Below are 16,796 nucleotides of genomic sequence, written 5' to 3' on the forward strand. Positions count from 1 at the left end.
GGCCCCCGCGGCGCGCGTTCGGGGTGGATCGTGCGCGGGTAGGGGTGGGGGAGGCTGTGGCCGTCGGGGGAGGTCACGATGGGGGCTGACGGCGAGCCCGCAGGCAGCGGGCTGGCGTTCGAGGTGCTGGAACCGGCGCCGGTCGGTGTGGCGGTCGCGCGCGGCCCCGACCACCGCCTGGTCTACACCAACGCCGCCTACCGCTCCCTGTTCGCCGACAGCCGCACCGGGATGCCGGTCGAGGAGGCGTTCGCGGAGTTCGTCCAGGTGCACTTCCGCGCGCAGTTCGACCGGGTCTACGCCACCGGCGAGCCGTTCGTCACCACGGCGGAGCCGGAGTACGTCGTCGGGCCGCAGTGCGACGAGCGGCGGTTCTTCACCTCCAGCCTGTCGCGCGTGGTCTTCGGGCCCGGCGACTACGGCGTGCTCGAAGTGGTGATGGAGGTGACCGACCAGGTCACCGCGGCCCGCCGGATCGAGGCCCTCGCCGAGGAACGCCGCCGCATCCTGCGCCGCTACGAGAGCCTGATGCAGGTCAGCGCACAGATCGTCTGGGTGACCACCCGCGACGGCTACGTGCACGAGCCCAGCCCGAGCTGGGAGCGGGTCACCGGACAGCCGTGGGAGGGGCACCGCGGCCAGGGCTGGCTGAAGATGGTCCATCCCGACGACCGCCAGGACACGATCAGGTCGTGGGTTCGGGCGGTCAGCAGGGCCAACGACACCTGGGAGCACGTCTACCGGCTGCACACCGCCGACGGCTCCTACCGGCACTTCGAGATGCGCGCCGTGCCCATCTGCGAGAACGGCCAGGTCGTGGAGTGGGTGGGGTCGTGCACCGACATCGAGGAGCAGTGGCAGGAACAGCGGCGGCAGCGCCTCCTCGACAAGGCCGCGGCGGCCACGGCCCAGCTCACCAGCCTGGAGGAGATGCTCGGCGCGCTGTCCGACGTCATCGTGCCCGAACTGGCCGACGGCTGCGGCGTCTACCTCATCACCGACCTCACCGGCGATCGGCGCGGCGGGGCGCCGTTCGTCGTCGAGCGGCTGGTCACCGCGGCCCGTCGCGGCCTGGTGCCGCTGTCGCCGTACAGCGAGGAGCAGGTCGGCGAAGGCAACGCCTTCGTGACGGTCGTCCGCCGGCGGCGGCCCGTGCTGCAGACGTTCCCCGCCGGGTGCCCGCCGCCCGACCTGGCGCCGGCGAGCACCCGCGCGTGGCTGACGGCCAGCGGCGCCAACAGCATGCTGGTCCTGCCGGTCGTGGTCGACGGCGCGGTCCCCGCCGTGGTCGGGGTGGTGACGTGCGGCGACCGTCCGGCGATCAACCGGGCCGACATCACGCTGCTGGGCAACATGTTCGGCCACGCCCACGACGCCCTGAGCCGGGCCATCCGCTTCCAGCGCACCCAGCAGGTCGCGCTGGCCCTGCAGTACAGCCTGCTCGCCGAGCCGCCGCGGCTGACCGGCCTGCGGATCGTGGCCCGCTACCGGGCCAGCCCCAGCGCCGCCGAGGTGGGCGGCGACTGGTACGACTCCTTCGTCCTGCCCGACGGCGTCCCGGCCCTGGTCATCGGCGACGTGGCCGGACACGACCTGTCGGCGGCCGTCCTGATGAGCCAGTTGCGCAACATGCTGCGGGCGCTGGCGATGGACCGCTGTGAGCCGCCCGGCGAGATCCTGACCCGGCTCAACATCGCGATGGAGTCGTTGTCCTCCGAGGTCACGGCCACGTGCGTGTTCGCCCGCGTGGAGGAGGGCGACGGCGGTCATCGGCTGCGGTTCGCGGTGGCCGGCCATCCGCCGCCCCTGCTGGTCACCGCCCAGGGCCACGGACGTTTCCTGGAAGGGGCCGTCAGCCCGCTGCTCGGCTTCTCCGACGACGAGACCCGCGCCTCCCGGACCGAGCCGCTGCCGCCGGGCAGCACGCTACTGCTCTACACCGACGGGCTCATCGAACGGTCGGGCGAGCACCTCGACCTCGGTCTCGGCCGGCTGCGCCGGGTGGCGGAGTCGCTCGCCGCCGAGCCGCTGGAGAGCTTCTGCGACCAGGTGCTCAGCGGCCTGCCCAGCACCGGCCTCGACGACATCGCCGTCATCGCCCTGCGGCTCCCGCCCGCGGCGGAGGATTGATCAGGCGGGCAGCGCGCCCGTGACCACGCACAGGTGGCGCAGAGCGTCATGGGCGCGGATCGCCCGTGCGGAGTCGCCGGCCAGCAGGGCGGTCGCGGTCTCGCGTCCCATGGCCTGGAGGGCCGGGTCGCGCGCGGCCATGGCGTACCCGGCGCTGCCGGCCATGCCCGCGATGACGCGGGAGAAGTCGAAGGTGTCGGTGAACAGCAGTCCGGAGCTGACCGCATCGACGGCCGAGCAGGCGCGTGCCGGCGGCAGCGGGCCCCGGGGCGCCGCGCGGAGCTCGCGGGCCACGACCGCGCGATCGACGGGCACCGGCGTGCTGCCCGTGGCGGACAGCGTGTTGACGGCCAGGTAGCCGAAGAGCAGCGCAGCGAGCGCGGTGGGGACGAGCGACAACACGGCGCCGACCGGCCGCCCGGTGACGCCGTGCCACGGACGCGCTCCCCAAGGCCGGGGGCCTGCGGCGGACAGCGCCTGCGCGGCGCCGCGCAGGGCGCTGCCCAGCCACGCGGCGGCGGCGCCCGTGACGACCAGCCCGGTGAACCCGACCGTGAAGATCGGCCCGCTCTGCGACAGGTCGAACACGCGCGGAAAGGAAGCCATGCAGGACGAGAACAGCCCGGCACCGCACACCGTGGCGGCCAGATGGGCCACGAACAGCGTTCCGAGGCCGAACACGGCGAGCAACATCAGAACCCCGGTGCCCGCCACGACCGGCGCGGCGCCGCCCCGCCCTCCGGCCGCCAGGCCGAAGCAGAACGCCCCGGCCAGGGCCACGATGGTCGCCACGATCAGCAACGGGGTGAAGTGACCGGCCGCGTCCGCCATGGGGACGGCCCCCTTGAGCGGCACGCCGCCGAGGGCCGAGCGGAGCCACCCGTAGAAGGGGATCATCACCCCGGCGTAGGCGAGGCAGATCGCCAGCGCGGTGACGTTGACCGCCGGCAGCGGCATGCGGGGGGCCGCCAGACGGCTCGGCGGCGCGTCCCGCCAGACGGCCGCGAGGGGCCGGGGCGGCAGGCCGCGCCGCGCCGCCCAGCCGACCGACGCGGCGGCGCAGGCCAGCACGACGCAGAGCTGCAACGTCGGGTTGAGGGCGGCGCTGTACAGGCCGTACCACAGGATGTCCCAGCCCGCCGCGGCGTTGATCATCCACGCGATCATGTCGAACCAGAAGCTCAGCCACGCCCCGAAGATCACCGCCGACAGCGCCGAACCGGCCAGCGCGGCCGTACGGACCCGCCGGGCCAGCGGCAGCCACACCGACGCGCACAGGACCGCCCACCTGAGCATGAGCTGGAACAGGACGGCGAGCAGCACCGCCAGCACGACCGCGATCACGGGGGACCTGGCCAGGATGTCGGCCCACGAGCCGGCCGCGGTCGCCAGCGGCGGCGCGACGAGCTGACCGGTCACCAAGCCCGCCGTCAGCGCCAGCGCGGCGGGCAGCGTGGACGGCGGACGCGTGTGCGTGGCCTGCGCCAGCAGCCCGGCCCGCCACACGGTGCCCGCGACCGCCCCGGTGGCCAGCGCCCCGAACAGCACCCCCACGGCCAGGCGCGCCGGGCTGAACTGGGAGGCCACGTCCGCAGCGAAGATCATCTCCACGAGGTGGACGCACGGCGAGTACCCCAGTCCGAGCAGCACGCCGGCGGCCGCGGACTCCACCACGCCGATCCTGAACAGCCGGGGCGCGCCGCGGATGACGCCCGCCCGCTCCTCGTCGCCGGGGTGGAAGGACAACGGCCCCCGGTCCCGCCGGCGCCGCCCGTCGTCCGCCCGCGCGGGGGTCAGCGTGTCCAGGAGCAGCCGCTCGCCGTCCGGCGTGGCGCAGCCGCGCAGGTCGGCGTAGTACTCCCTGGTCCTGAGCACCGCGGTGCGGGCGAACCACAGCAGGGCCAGCACGGCCGCCAGCCGCCACGGCAGGACGGCGAGCAGCCCCGGCTCGACCGCCGCGAGCAGCAGCAGGGGCAGCGCGACGACCAGCAGGTACGCCCACCAGATCGCGAAGGCGAACGTGGTCAGGCCGACGTCCTTGTTGCGCAGATGGGCCAGCTCGTGGGCGAGGACGGTGTCGAGTTGCCCGGGGTCGGCGTCGGCCGCGCGCAGCAGCCCGAGGTCGAGGATGATCCGGTACCGGGGACGGCGGCCGAAGGCCCGGCCGCTCGCGCTCGCGCGCAGTGTCGCGACGTACACCTCGGTCCCGGGGGCCAGGGCCCGGACGGTGTCCTCGACGCGCCGCACCACGGCGGCCATGCCCTCGTCCACCGCGAACTGGGCCAGCGGTCGCGGGCGGGAGAGCATGACCAGGCGGGGGTGGAGGAGGTGGATCACGACGGCCACGGCGAGCAGCCCGGCCACCATGCCGATCACCATCCACCCGGTACGCGCCGATTCCCGCTGGACGCACTCGACGTAGGCGGAGACCAGGACGCCGTCGGGGATCCGTCCCGCGCCGGATCCCGCGGCCAGGGCGCAGCCACGAGGGCCGAGGTCCGTGCCGCCGGCGACGTACCGGTCGAGCAGGACCAGGTACAGGTGCACGGCGCTGGTGACCGCGACGACCATCATGAGCAGGAAGCGGGCCGTGGTCGCCGCCGGCAGCGCGAACGGGTCCAGCCTCGGCGGAGGCGGCACCGCGGGCGCGCCGGCCGGCGCCTGCCGGGAGGGGCCGACGGGCGGGCGCACGGTCAGGGCCGCGGGTCGATGAGGGCCGCGGCGAGCAGCGTGTTCACGCGCTGGGCGAGCTCCGCGGACATCCCCGCCGCCAGCACGATCTCGGCCGCCTGCGCGCCGATGGCCGCCGCCTCGACCGCGCTGACCCTGGGCAACGGCGTGCGCTCGGCCTGCGGGGCGACGGCCGAGGTCAGCGCCCTGCGCCGGCGGCGCTCCCGCCACCGGGCCCGCAGCCGGTCGACCCGCTCGGTCGTCATGCCCGTCAGCACCTCGCAGGCAACGCCGTTGAGCAGGGTCAGCACCACGCCGAGGACGAGTTGCATGCCCTCGCCCGCGTCGAAGCCGGTGGGCTGGTCGCGTTCACGTCCGCGCAGCGTGGCGCGGACCGCGCGTCTGCGGGCGGTCGGGTTGCCGAAGAAGTCCGCGCAGGCCAGCGGCAGGAACCGCACGTCCTCGGGGGCCACGTCGAGCAGGATCGTCCGGGCGGTCTCCTCGATGGTCGGCGCCGTACGGCGGGAGCCGGCGCCGGCAGTGCCGGGTTGTGCGGAGCCGGGTTCTGGGGAGCCGGGTTGTGGGGAGCCGGGTTCGGGCATGTCTCCTCGCCTGACTTGAACTGAGTCCCCGAATCACCCCTATGAGAGCATGTCCGCCGCTTCGTGGATACATGACTGCGGAATGCGATCGACCTCTTTCACGGCCGCCGCGCCGCCGGGGAAGTGTTGCGCTGGAAGTGAAGGGCGTGGGTCCGGCCGGGCCGGGTGGGCGAGGATGGCAGGCATGCGGACACTTGTTCTTGGCGGCACGAGATTTCTGTCCAGGGAGATCGCGCGACAGGCCCGCGATCGCGGGCACGAGGTGGTGTGCGCGGCGCGCGGCGTGGCCGGCGAACCGCCCTCGGGTGTGGAGTTCGTCCGGGTCGACCGGTCCGCGGACGGCGGGCTCGCGCCGCTGAAGGGGGCGTTCGACCTGGTCGTCGACGTCGCCAGGCTGCCCAGCCAGGTGCGGCGTGCGGTCACGGAGCTGGCGGGCCGGGCCGGTCACTACACGTTCGTCTCGTCGTGCAGCGTCTACTCCGACGCGACCCGGGTCAACCAGGTCCTGCACGACCCGTTGCCCGCCGGCGCCGACGAGAGCGACCCGGAGAACTACGGGCCGGCCAAGGTGGCGTGCGAGCAGATCCTCGGCGACGACGCGCTGCACGTACGGGCCGGGCTGATCGTCGGCCCGGAGGACCAGTCCGACCGGTTCACCTACTGGGTCGAGCGGCTGGCGCGCGGCGGCCCCGTGCTGGCTCCGGGCTCGCCCGGCGATCTGGTGCAGCTGGTCGACGTACGCGATCTCGCGGCCTGGACGCTCGACGCGGCGCAGGCCGGGCTCACCGGCCCGTACGACGGGATCTCCATGCCCTTCACCAGGGGCGAGCTGCTGGCGATGATCGCCGAGGGGCTGGCGGTGGCGCCGGAGCTCGTCTGGGCCGGTCAGGAGTTCCTCGCCGGGCACGAGGTCGAGCCGTGGGCCGGGCCGCGTTCGCTGCCGCTGTGGTTGCCGTTGCCGGAATACGCCGGGTTCATGGCCCGGGACACCTCCGCCACGCTGGCCGCCGGTCTGCGCATCCGCCCGGTCGCCGACACGGCCCGCGACACGCTCGCCTGGCTGCGCGACTCCGGCCACCGGGTGACCCGCGCCGGCCTCACCGCCGACGAGGAGGCCGACCTCCTCCACCTGCTTCCCTGACCCCCGGCCGCCTGGTCGCTCGCGTGGGCGCGCCCTGACCGGGATCATGGACGGCGTGCTGCGCGTGACGATGAACGACTCCGCGGCCGGTCTGCTCGGCATGATGGGCGGCCCGGCCATGCTCGCACCGCCCGGTGGCCTCGCCGCCGGCCTGCGGGAACGGGTGGCTCAGGGGCTCGTCCGGCAGGGTGAGGTGATCGGCTGGGCCGCCTCGACGGACGGCGCCGGACGTGCCCCCGCGCCCTTCCACGACCTCACCGGCTGGGAGTGCGACCGGAGTTCCGTGCATCTGGAGGACTTCGTCCCGGTCGAGGTCGTTCCCGTCGGCCACGCGCCCTTGATCGGCGAGGCGGGCCAGCGCGTCCTGCTGCTGCACGGCGTGGCGCTCGCCCTGGAGGTCGGCCGGCTCGCCCGCGCCCTCCATCCGCCCGGCCCGGTGCGCTGCCTCGTGACCGCGAACGAGACCAACGCGACCTTCCGGTTCCACCAGATCAGGCCGGGCGAGAGCTGGAACGCCCCTGACCTGGACGGGTACGCCGGCGACAAGGTGATCGTGGTGGAGCGGGGGCCGTTCGCCGCACTCTAGGGGCGTCCGGGCGTGCCGGGGCGCCGCGTACGATTCGTGATCGTGTCGATGAGGTTGAGCCTCGCGAAGATCGAGGCCGCGCTGCTGGAGTCCGTACGGGCCGACCCCGCCGTCATCGGGGCCGTCTTCGAGGGCCGGTTGCGCGATCTCCCCCTGGAGACGGACCTGTTCGCGGACGACCACCGCTCGCTCACCGCCATCGCCGAGGGACGGGCCGAGGCCGAGCACGGCACCGCGCGGTGGAGGCAGTGCTTCCCCTGGCTGGCGGCGGCCACCGGCGAGGACGGCGCCAACGACATGGCGGGGTGCGAGGTCGGCTACGGTCCGCCGTTCGCGCTGGATCCCGCCCAGGTGGCGGCGGTCGCGCGGGGCCTGGCCGAGGAGGGGTGGAGGTTCGGCGCCGGTCACGCGGGCGGGGCGTACGAAGGGCTGGAGGCGCTGGCGCCGTTCTACGCGGCGGCGGCCCGCGAGGGCAAGGCGGTCGTGGGCGCGGTGCGCTGACGGTCCTCGCCCGCGGGCGCGATGCTGCGGCCCTGGCTGCCGGTCTCGGGCCTTCGAGTGAACGTGCCGCCGGTGGTGTGGTGGGGGTGTGAAGGTTGAGGGCGGGTACCGTGCAGACTGCCCCATGGGTGGGGGGACGCGCCTAACGTCCCGGAATATGCAGACAGTGGACGTCCTGGTGGTGGGGGCGGGGCTGGCCGGGTTGAGCACGGCCCGCCTGCTCGCCCGGCGGGGGCTGAACGTCATGGTCGTCGACCGCCGCAGGTCGTTGTCGGCCGGCGTCCGGACCACGGGGATCTTCGTACGCCGCACGCTCGATGACTTCGACCTGCCCGACCACCTGCTCGGTCCCGGTGTCCGGGACGTCCTGCTGTATCCGCCGTCGCGGCGCTCGCCGATCCGGCTCACCAGCGACAGGGACGAGTTCCGGGTGGCCGACATGGCCGCCGTCTACGAACACGCCCGCCGCGCGGCGGAGTCGGCCGGGGCTCGGGTCCTGCTGGGCGTCCGATACACGGGCAGCTCGGCGGGCCTCGTACGACTGGAGAGCACGAGCGGCGCGGCGTGCCCCGAGGGCGCGGAGGGCGTGGAGGGCGCGGACGCGGCGGTGGGCGTTGTGGGGGTGGAGGTGGTGGGGGTCAGGTTCGTCGTGGGGGCGGACGGGGCGCGGTCGCGGGTGGCGCGTGATCTCGGCCTCGACGTCAACCGGCGCTTCCTGGTCGGCGCCGAGATCGTTCATGCGGTCGCGCCGGGCTCGGGTGTCCCGGCGTTCCACTGCGTGCTGGACCCTCGGGTGGCTCCGGGGTACCTCGGGTGGGTGGTGGACGACGGGCGGCACGCCCACGTGGGTGTGGCGGGGGAGCCGGGAGCGATGCGGGCCGGGGTCCGCCGTCTGCTGGACGCCTTCGCCGCCGACGCGCCCGGTCGCACGGCGCCCGCCGGGCCGGTCGAGCGCAGGGGAGGTCCGATCCCGGTCGGGGGCGTGCTGCGGCGGCTGGCCTGCCCGGACGGGCTGCTGGTCGGGGACGCGGCGGGCGCGGTGTCGCCCCTGACGGCCGGTGGGCTGGACCCCTGCCTGCGGATGTCCGAGCTGGCCGCGGCGGTGATCGACGAGTACCTGCGTACCGGTGACCGAGGGGTGCTGAGGCGGTACGACGGGGCCGCGCTGCGGGCCCGGTTCCGGGGCCGGTTGTTGCTGCGGCGGCTGTCGGCGGGGATCCGGTCGCCGGTCGTGGCGGAGGCCGCGGTGACCGTCCTGCGCACCCGTGCCGGTCGGGCGCTGGCGGCGCGGATCCTGTTCGGCGACGGCTCCTTCCCGGAGATCGAACCCCGGCTCACGGCGACAACAGGCACGGGCCGGCGACCGTGACGATCCCCGGCGAGCCGGGCTCGTGAGCGGCTGTGGCACGCCCCGGGCGCGACGTCCCCGGGATCCGGGCCGGCACGCGGATCCAAGGGGCGCGTGGACCGGAGGAAGCGTGGGCCGGAGGAAGCGTGGGCGGGGCCGGAAGCGGGGGCGACCCCGTGTGGGGCACGGGGTCGCGGAGTTGGGTGGTTACGGCTTGGTGTAGCCGCCCGTGTAGGCGCCGGACCCGCTGTACGCGTGCACGCGGATGCGGTAGGTGCCCGCCGTGCCGTTGTAGGTCAGCGACTCGTCAGGCCCGCTGCCCGCGCTGCTGGCCACCGTGGTCCAGCCGAGGATGCCCTGCTTCTGCAGGTACAGGTCGAAGTCCACGCCGGAGGGCCCGTCGAGGCACGCCCGGTGCGTCCCGGCGGCGGCCGTGTAGCCGGAGCTGTTCGGGTAGTACACGTTCTGCCCGCTGGTCAGGTTGCCGGAGAACGGCGTCTGGTAGCCGGTGCAGTTCCCGGGGGTGGTCCCGACCGTGATGCTCTTGCTGGTGGAGTTGGTGGCCCCGCCGTTGTCGGTCACGGTGAGGGCCACGGTGTACGTGCCCGCGGCGGCGTAGGTGTGCGACACGGTCGCGCCGCTGCCGGTGGAGCCGTCGCCGAAGGTCCACGCGTAGGAGGCGATGGTCCCGTCCGGGTCGCTGGAGCCGGAGCCGTTGAACGAGCACACCCGCGTGGTGTTGTCGCACGACTGGGTGAAGGCGGCCACCGGCGGCTGGTTGCCACCGGTCGTCGGCGGGTACTGCGTGGCGTCGTGCACGTCGAGCAGCGGCTCCTTGACCCCGTCACTGGCGTCGTCGGTCCAGTTGAGGTTGCCCGTGGCCTTGAGCTTGTCCCGTACGGCCAGCGCCCCCGCCCGGGTGGTGGGCTTGTGCGAGCCGCTGGTCAGCACGGCCGCGGCCCCCGCGACGTGCGGGCTGGCCATGGAGGTGCCGCTGATGGTGTTGTAGCCGCCGTTCATCCACGTGGAGTAGATGCAGGTGCCGGGGGCGGCGACCTCGACCGTGGTGCCGTAGTTGGAGAACCAGGCGAGCGTGTCGTCGGTGTCGGTCGCGCCGTCGGTGCGGCACGGCACGGTGATCGTGCCGACCAGGCCGCCGGGCTGGCCGTCGAAGTCGGTCACGGCCGAGACGGTGACGACGTCGGGGTGGTTGGCGGGGAAGAAGCCGGAGGCGTCGGCCGAGCTGTTGCCGGCGGCCACGACGACGACGATGCCCGCGTTGGTGGCGTTCGTGATCGCGTTGCTGATCGCGGAGCTGCTGCAGCCCTGGCAGCCGAGGCTCAGGTTGATGACCTCGATCGTGCTCGCCCTGGCCACGACCCAGTCGAGACCGGCGGCGATGCCGGCCAGCGTGCCCGAGCCCGCCGAGTTGAGCACCTTGACGGCGTGGATGCGGGCGCCGGGGGCGACGCCGACCGCGCCGACGGAGTTGTCGATGGCGCCGATGGTGCCGGCCACGTGGCTGCCGTGCCCGTTGTCGTCGTCGCCGGTGCCCGAGCAGACGCCGCTGGTGCAGTTGGTGCTGGCCACCACGTTCAGGTCGGGGTGGTCGAGGTCGACGCCGGTGTCCACGACCGCCGCGTCCACGTCGATGCGGACGTCGTCGGTGCCGTCGATGTCGAGGTTGATGTTCTGGTCGGCGTAGATCCGCTTGATGCCGCTCGGTACGGTCTGTGCGAAGGCGTGCACCTCGTGGTCGGGCTCGACGGTGAGCACACCGGGCTCGCCCTTCAGCTTGGCGGCCTCCTCGGCGGTGAAGAGGGCCGAGTAGCCGTTGAAGGCGTACCGGTAGGTTCCCACCAGCACGCCCTTGTGCGCCGTGACCTGCTGCTGCGCCTCGTTCGCCACCTGCGCTCGCGACACGCCAGAGAGCTGGACGATGTAGCGCTGCTGGTCGGCGGCGGCCGGGGAGTTGGCCTCGGCGGCGGTGGCCCAGCCGGACAGTGCCAGGCAGACGCCGGAGGCCAGGGCTAACAGGGTTGAGATTCGACGCATGGAAACGCCTTTCTCCGGGGGTGACATGAGCTGTGCTCATGCGGCTTGTGAGCGGAACATCGCATATGACAGCGAGTCAGGCAATACTGAAATATCTGTCATAGATCACATCGGTCTGGGTCGTGCCGACGAAGAATCGGGGCAGGCATAGTGGCAGTGGACGAACCGGGCGGTTCCCGTCGGCTCTAGGGTCGGGCGGAGTCGACCAGGGGGGACACCGGTGCCGGAGCTGGAGGAGATCGATGCGTGGCTGCGCCACCGGCTGGCGGGACTGCTCGCCGAGAACCAGGTGCCCGGGGCCGCCGTGGCGGTCCACGCGGGCGGGCGGACGGTCGAGGTCGCGGCCGGGACGCTGAGCACGGCGACGGGTGTCGAGGCGACCCCCGGCTCCCTGTTCCAGATCGGCTCGATCACCAAGGTGCTGACCGCGACGCTGGCCATGCAACTGGCCGACGAGGGGCGGCTCGACCTGGACGCGCCCGTGCGCGCCTACCTCCCGGCGTTCCGGATCGGCGACGAACGGGCCGCCCGGCGGATCACCACGCGGCAGCTCATGTGCCACGTCGCGGGCTTCGAGGGGGACGTCTTCACCGACACCGGCAAGGGCGACGACTGCGTCGAACGGTTCCTGGACGTCCTGCACGAGGTGCCGCAGCTGTTCGAGCCCGGCGAGATGTTCTCCTACAACAACGCCGGCTACTGCGTGCTGGGCCGGATCATCGAGGTCGTGCGGGGCGAACCGTTCGACGCGTGCCTGCGCGACCACCTGTTCACGCCGCTCGGCATGACCCACGCCGCCTGCGACCCGTACGAGGCGATCGTGCACCGCACGGCGGTCGGCCACGTCCAGCGCACGCCGGACGGCCCGTACGAGCCGACCCCGGTGTGGGCGCTGGCCCGCTCGAACGCGCCCGCCGGGTCGATGCTGGCGATGCGGCCGCGTGACCTGCTGGCCTTCGCCCGCATGCACCTCGCCGGCGGCATCGCCCCGGACGGCGCCCGCGTGCTGAGCGCGGAGAGCGTCGCGGAGATGCGGCGGCCGCAGGTCGGGCTGCCCGACTTCGCCCAGGGCACGGCCTGGGGCCTGGGATGGGAGCTCTTCGACCGGCCCGGCGGCACGGTCTTCGGCCACGACGGCAGCACCGTCGGCCAGTCGGCCTGCCTGCGGGTGGCGCCGGAGCGCGACGTGGCCGTGGTCGTCGTCGCCAACGGCGGCCGGACGCGGCCCGTGTTCGCCGAGATCGCCGGCCGCGTGCTGGGCGAGCTGGGCGGGGTCGAGCTGCCCGCGCCCCCGGCGCCCGGCCCGGCCCCCGTCCCGCCCGCGAACGCCGCCCGGTACGCCGGCACGTACACGTCGAGCACGTGCGAGACGGAGGTGACCCTGGACGGGGCCGGGCGGCTGTGGCTGAGCCGGACGCCCGTGGGGATCACCGCCGACCTGGACGAGGTGCCGTACCGCACCGAGCTGGCCGCCTGGCGCGACGACGTGCTGATCCCCCTCGAACCCGAGCGCGGCGCGCACGCCCCGATCGCCTTCCTCGGCGACGACGGGACCGGCCGCGCCCTCTACCTGCACGACGGCCGCGCCGACCGCCGAACGTCCGGCTGACCCACCCGCACCGGGGACGACCCGCACCGAGGACGACCCGCACCGGGGACGACCCGCACCGGGGACGGCCCGCCCGCGCCGAGCGCCGGGCGGGCCGTCCCCATGCCCGCCCCCTGTCGCCTCAGCGCGCTGATCAGTTGGTACGCCCGGACGAACCCCGGCCCCAACGTTCGATGTCCGCGACGAACACCGCCGGGGACGCGGGTCCCACTATCGTCGGATGGATTTGGAGAGCGATCGCGTGCTGGCGATCCGGGATCTGTCGGTCGAGATCCGGCGCGGCGACAGGGTCGTCCGCCCGGTCTCGGACGTCAGTCTGGTGCTGAACCGCGGCGAGACCCTGGGGATCGTCGGCGAGACCGGGTCCGGCAAGTCCATGACCGGTCTCGCGATCATGGGCATGCTGCCGGCCGGCGGCCGGGTGACCGGCGGCTCGATCGACTTCGGCGGCGAGGAGCTGGTCGGCCTGCCCGCCGCGCGCTACCGGGCCCTGCGCGGCAACGAGATCGCGATGGTGTTCCAGGACTCGCTGACGGCGCTCAACCCGACCCGGCGCATCGGCGAGCAGGTCGCCGAGCCGGTCCGGCTGCACAATGGCGCCTCCAGACGGGCCGCCCGCGAGCGTGCCGCCGAGGTGCTCGCCCTGGTCGGCCTGCCCCGCCCGGCCGAGCGCATGGACGACTACCCCCACCAGCTCTCCGGCGGCATGCGGCAGCGCGTGATGATCGCGATGGCGCTGGCCTGCGAGCCGCGGGTGGTCATCGCCGACGAGCCCACCACGGCGCTCGACGTCACCATCCAGGCCGAGATCCTGGACCTCCTGGACGGCCTGCGCTCCCGGCTCGGCATGTCGATGATCCTCATCACCCACGACATGGGGGTCATCGCCCGGCACGCCGACCGCGTCGGCGTCATGTACGCCGGCCGCCTGGCCGAGACCGCCCCCACCCCCGTGCTCTTCGCCCGGACCCGGCACCGCTACACGCACGCGCTGCTGGCCTCGATCCCCTCGCTCACCCACGACAGGGACGAGCGGCTGTTCAGCATCCCCGGCGCGCCGCCCGACCTGACCGCGGCCGGCCCCGGCTGCCCGTTCGCGCCGCGCTGCGAGGCCGCCACCGACCGGTGCCGCGAGGAGCGCCCGGCCCCCGCGGCGGAGGACGGCGGGCACGTCCACGCCTGCCACCACCCGGCCGCCGGACCGGCCGACCGGGTCCAGACCCGCTTCCGCACCCGCCCGGTGGAGCCTCCGGCGTCCCCTGAGCGCGCGCCGCGGCTGCGTGTCGTCGACCTCAGGCGCGAGTACCCGGTCGGCGGCAGGGGCCTGTTCGGCGCGCGCCGCACACTCAAGGCGGTCTCCGGCGTGAGCTTCGAGGTGGCGGCGGGGGAGACGTTCGGGCTGGTCGGCGAGTCGGGGTGCGGGAAGTCCACCCTGGGCAGGATGCTCGTCGCCCTCGACCGGCCCACCTCCGGCGAGGTGGTCTTCGACGGCGAGCCGATCAGCCGGATGGGCGCGCGGGCGCTCGGCCCGCGCCGGAGCCGGTTGCAGATGATGTTCCAGGACTCCGGCGCCGCCCTCGACCCCCGCATGCGCATCGGCACGATCCTGCGCGAACCCCTGGCGATCCAGGGCGCGGGCGACCGCGCCCACCGCACGGCCCGCGCCCGCGAGCTGCTGCGGGACGTCGGCCTTCCCGCGGGCGTCATGGAGCGCTACCCCCACGAGCTGTCCGGCGGGCAGCGGCAGCGGGTGAACCTGGCCCGCGCCCTGGCCCTGGACCCGGCGGTGCTGGTCGCCGACGAGCCGGTCAGCGCCCTGGACGTCTCCATCCGCTCCCAGGTGCTCAACCTCATGCGCGCCGTCCAGCTCGAACGCGGTCTCAGCAGCGTGGTGATCTCGCACGACCTCGCCGTCGTGCGGTACCTGGCCGACCGGGTCGGCGTCATGTACCTGGGCAAACTGGTCGAGACCGGTACCACCGACGAGGTGTACGGCGCCCCCGCCCACCCCTACACCGCCGGCCTGCTGGCCGCCGTCCCCGACGCGGACCCGCAGGCCCGGCAGCCGCGCGGCGAGCGGGTACGCGGCGAGCTGCCGAGCCCGATCGACCCGCCCAGCGGCTGCCGCTTCCGCACCCGCTGCGCCCTGGCCGACGACCTGTGCGCGCAGGCCGAACCCCTCCCGCGGCCGGTCACCGGCAGCCACCAGGTCGCCTGCCACCACCCGCTCCAGCCGCTCGAACCCGCGGCCACCCCCCTGAAGGGAGCCTCCCGGTCATGACCTGGTACGTCGTCCGGCGCCTGGCGATCTCGGTCGTCGTCCTGCTCGGCATCTCCGCGGTGGTCTTCCTGCTGCTGCACCTCGTCTCGGACAGCCCGGGGCGGGTGGTCCTGGGGCAACGCGCCTCGCCCGAGGCGGTCGCCGACTTCAACCGGCAGCACGGGTACGACCGCCCGGTCCTCGCCCAGTACGTCGGCTACCTGGGCCGGCTCGCCCGGGGAGACCTGGGCAGGTCGTACAAGCTGAACGAGAACGTGGCCACCCTGCTCGGGCAGAACGCCGGCCGCAGCGCGATGCTCTCGGCCGCCGGCCTGGTGCTGGCGCTGGTGATCGCCGTGCCGCTCGGCGTGCTGCAGGCGGTCAGGCGCAACAGCGTCGCCGACCGGCTCCTCACGGCGGTCTCGTACGTGCTCTACGCGACGCCGTCGTTCCTGCTCGGGCTGATCCTCATCGCCGTCTTCAGCCAGGCGCTGCCGATCTTCCCGGCCGAGGCGTCCCAGTCGCACTCGCCCTGGGTGGTGCTCACCGATCCGCGGGCCATGGCGCTGCCGGTCATCACGCTCGCCGCGGCGAGCGTCGCGATCTTCGCGCAGTACCAGCGCTCCTCGGCCCTGGACCAGCTCGGCCAGGACTACGTCCGGGTGGCGCGGGCCAAGGGGCTGCCCGAGCGGCTGATCCTGCTGCGCCACCTGCTGCGCAACGCCTGCCTGCCGCTGGTCACCCTGGTCGGCACGCTCATCCCCACGCTCCTGGCGGGCAACCTGATCGTCGAGTCGCTGTTCAACTATCCCGGCCTCGGCCTGCTGTTCCTCAACAGCCTGCAACGCGAGGACTATCCGGTGCTGCTCGCCTACACCCTCGTCGGCGGCGTCCTGACCGTGGCCGGCAACTTCGTCGCCGACCTCCTGGTCGCCGCCGCCGACCGCCGAATCGAGCTGACGAAATGACCACACAGAACGTGGAGGCCCGGCCGGAGGCCGAGACCGTCCCGGCGCGGAGCCGGCGCTCGGTGCTGCGCGGGCTCCGGCGCAGCCCGCTCGGCCTGGCCGGCGGCCTGCTCCTGCTGCTGATCGCCGGGTTCTGCTTCCTCGGGCCGCTGCTCTACCGCACCAACCAGATCGACGTGGACCTGGTCAACGCGGCCCTGCCACCCGGCCCGGGCCACCCGCTCGGCACGGACGCCAACGGCTTCGACGTGCTCGGCCGGCTGATGGCCGGCGGCCGCCTGTCGCTGCAGATCGGCCTGCTCGCCGCCCTGTTCGCCACCGCGATCGGCACCCTGTACGGCGCGGTCGCCGGCCTGGCCGGAGGCGCGGTGGACGGGTTCCTCATGCGGCTGGTCGACGTCATGCTCTCGGTGCCGTTCCTGTTCTTCGTCCTGATCCTGTCGGCCCGCTTCCACGCCGACGCGCTGTCGCTGAGCCTGGTCATCGGCGGGTTCTCCTGGCTGGTCTCCGCCCGGCTGGTCCGCGGCGAGGTGCTGACGCTGCGGGTGCGGGAGTTCGTGCTGGCCGCGCGGGTGATGGGCGCCTCGCGCCGGCGGCTCATCCTGACCCACCTGATCCCGAACGCGCTCGGCGTGATCATCGTCAACATCACGTTCCAGGTCGCCGACGCGATCCTGGTCGTGGCGGCGCTGGGCTTCCTCGGGTTCGGGCTGACGTACCCGACCGAGGACTGGGGCAGCCAGCTCGCCGGCGGCGTCGCCTACATCTCGGCCGACTACTGGTGGCTGATCTACCCGGTCGGGGGCTGCATCGTCCTGACGGTGCTGGCGCTCAACCTGCTCGCCGACGCCCTGCGCGACGCCGTCGGACGACAGGCCGACTGACGAACGCCCACCGATGGAATCCGTCCCCTTCGCGCATCTCCA

12 protein-coding genes are annotated in these 16,796 nt (G+C 73.9%); 9 read left to right on the plus strand and 3 right to left on the minus strand.

Annotated elements, in window-relative coordinates; genetic code table 11:
* The first annotated feature begins 78 nt into the window (after positions 1 to 78).
* The gene (locus tag ABZ444_RS43895; RefSeq protein WP_358010132.1) at positions 79 to 2,130 is read left to right on the plus strand and encodes a SpoIIE family protein phosphatase; all 2,052 of its coding nucleotides are present in this window, start codon (positions 79 to 81) and stop codon (positions 2,128 to 2,130) included.
* Here the strand turns inward: ABZ444_RS43895 and ABZ444_RS43900 are convergent, their stop codons facing one another.
* Together ABZ444_RS43900 and ABZ444_RS43905 are read right to left on the minus strand one after the other, a co-directional pair.
* Entirely contained in the window at positions 2,131 to 4,821 is a 2,691-nt protein-coding gene (locus tag ABZ444_RS43900; RefSeq protein ID WP_358010133.1) for a M48 family metalloprotease, read from the minus strand.
* A 2-nt stretch (positions 4,822 to 4,823) separates the two neighbouring features.
* Positions 4,824 to 5,402, minus strand: a complete 579-nt coding sequence (locus ABZ444_RS43905) for a hypothetical protein (RefSeq protein WP_358010134.1) — start codon at positions 5,400 to 5,402, stop codon at positions 4,824 to 4,826.
* A gap of 184 nt (positions 5,403 to 5,586) precedes the next feature.
* On the opposite strand from ABZ444_RS43905, the gene ABZ444_RS43910 reads away from it, so the two are divergent.
* The 4 genes from ABZ444_RS43910 (at position 5,587) to ABZ444_RS43925 (ending at position 8,999) form a co-directional block, all read left to right on the plus strand.
* Entirely contained in the window at positions 5,587 to 6,543 is a 957-nt protein-coding gene (locus ABZ444_RS43910) for an NAD-dependent epimerase/dehydratase family protein (RefSeq protein WP_358010135.1), read from the plus strand.
* 55 nt (positions 6,544 to 6,598) lie between these two features.
* On the plus strand, positions 6,599 to 7,129 hold the full coding sequence (locus ABZ444_RS43915) for a hypothetical protein (RefSeq protein ID WP_358010136.1): 531 nt from the start codon (positions 6,599 to 6,601) through the stop codon (positions 7,127 to 7,129).
* 42 nt (positions 7,130 to 7,171) lie between these two features.
* On the plus strand, positions 7,172 to 7,630 hold the full coding sequence (locus ABZ444_RS43920; RefSeq protein ID WP_358010137.1) for a hypothetical protein: 459 nt from the start codon (positions 7,172 to 7,174) through the stop codon (positions 7,628 to 7,630).
* A gap of 157 nt (positions 7,631 to 7,787) precedes the next feature.
* Positions 7,788 to 8,999 carry an NAD(P)/FAD-dependent oxidoreductase gene (locus ABZ444_RS43925; protein WP_358010138.1) on the plus strand — a complete coding sequence of 404 codons (1,212 nt, stop codon included), beginning with the start codon at positions 7,788 to 7,790 and terminating at the stop codon, positions 8,997 to 8,999.
* Positions 9,000 to 9,185: 186 nt separating this feature from the next.
* Here the strand turns inward: ABZ444_RS43925 and ABZ444_RS43930 are convergent, their stop codons facing one another.
* The gene (locus ABZ444_RS43930; RefSeq protein WP_358010139.1) at positions 9,186 to 11,033 is read right to left on the minus strand and encodes a S8 family serine peptidase; all 1,848 of its coding nucleotides are present in this window, start codon (positions 11,031 to 11,033) and stop codon (positions 9,186 to 9,188) included.
* Positions 11,034 to 11,253: 220 nt separating this feature from the next.
* On the opposite strand from ABZ444_RS43930, the gene ABZ444_RS43935 reads away from it, so the two are divergent.
* From ABZ444_RS43935 to ABZ444_RS43950, 4 genes are all read left to right on the plus strand, one after another.
* A complete protein-coding gene (locus tag ABZ444_RS43935) occupies positions 11,254 to 12,642 on the plus strand; it encodes a serine hydrolase domain-containing protein (protein WP_358010140.1) in 1,389 nt (462 codons plus the stop codon).
* 220 nt (positions 12,643 to 12,862) lie between these two features.
* Positions 12,863 to 14,923: an ABC transporter ATP-binding protein gene (locus tag ABZ444_RS43940; RefSeq protein WP_358010141.1), complete on the plus strand. Its 2,061-nt coding sequence runs from the start codon at positions 12,863 to 12,865 to the stop codon at positions 14,921 to 14,923.
* Positions 14,920 to 15,870, plus strand: coding sequence for an ABC transporter permease (locus ABZ444_RS43945; protein WP_358010142.1), 951 nt, complete (start codon positions 14,920 to 14,922; stop codon positions 15,868 to 15,870). Before ABZ444_RS43940 ends, ABZ444_RS43945 begins: the two co-directional genes overlap by 4 nt.
* Positions 15,867 to 16,754 (plus strand): ABC transporter permease, encoded by an 888-nt coding sequence (locus ABZ444_RS43950; RefSeq protein ID WP_358010143.1) that lies wholly within the window; start codon positions 15,867 to 15,869, stop codon positions 16,752 to 16,754. The genes ABZ444_RS43945 and ABZ444_RS43950 overlap by 4 nt, the downstream gene beginning before the upstream one ends.
* The last annotated feature ends 42 nt before the right edge of the window (positions 16,755 to 16,796 follow it).

The organism is Nonomuraea sp. NPDC005730 (genome assembly GCF_040630865.1).
In the GTDB taxonomy this organism is placed as follows: Bacteria; Actinomycetota; Actinomycetes; order Streptosporangiales; family Streptosporangiaceae; genus Nonomuraea.

What these genes read in the sequence shown, in the direction of transcription:
- ABZ444_RS43905 (WP_358010134.1), bottom strand. Translation starts at nt 5,402, where the DNA reads ATGCCCGAACCCGGCTCCCCACAACCCGGCTCCCCAGAACCCGGCTCC.
- ABZ444_RS43910 (WP_358010135.1), top strand. Translation starts at nt 5,587, where the DNA reads ATGCGGACACTTGTTCTTGGCGGCACGAGATTTCTGTCCAGGGAGATC.
- ABZ444_RS43925 (WP_358010138.1), top strand. Translation starts at nt 7,788, where the DNA reads ATGCAGACAGTGGACGTCCTGGTGGTGGGGGCGGGGCTGGCCGGGTTG.
- ABZ444_RS43945 (WP_358010142.1), top strand. Translation starts at nt 14,920, where the DNA reads ATGACCTGGTACGTCGTCCGGCGCCTGGCGATCTCGGTCGTCGTCCTG.
- ABZ444_RS43950 (WP_358010143.1), top strand. Translation starts at nt 15,867, where the DNA reads ATGACCACACAGAACGTGGAGGCCCGGCCGGAGGCCGAGACCGTCCCG.
- ABZ444_RS43895 (WP_358010132.1), top strand. Translation starts at nt 79, where the DNA reads ATGGGGGCTGACGGCGAGCCCGCAGGCAGCGGGCTGGCGTTCGAGGTG.
- ABZ444_RS43930 (WP_358010139.1), bottom strand. Translation starts at nt 11,033, where the DNA reads ATGCGTCGAATCTCAACCCTGTTAGCCCTGGCCTCCGGCGTCTGCCTG.
- ABZ444_RS43940 (WP_358010141.1), top strand. Translation starts at nt 12,863, where the DNA reads ATGGATTTGGAGAGCGATCGCGTGCTGGCGATCCGGGATCTGTCGGTC.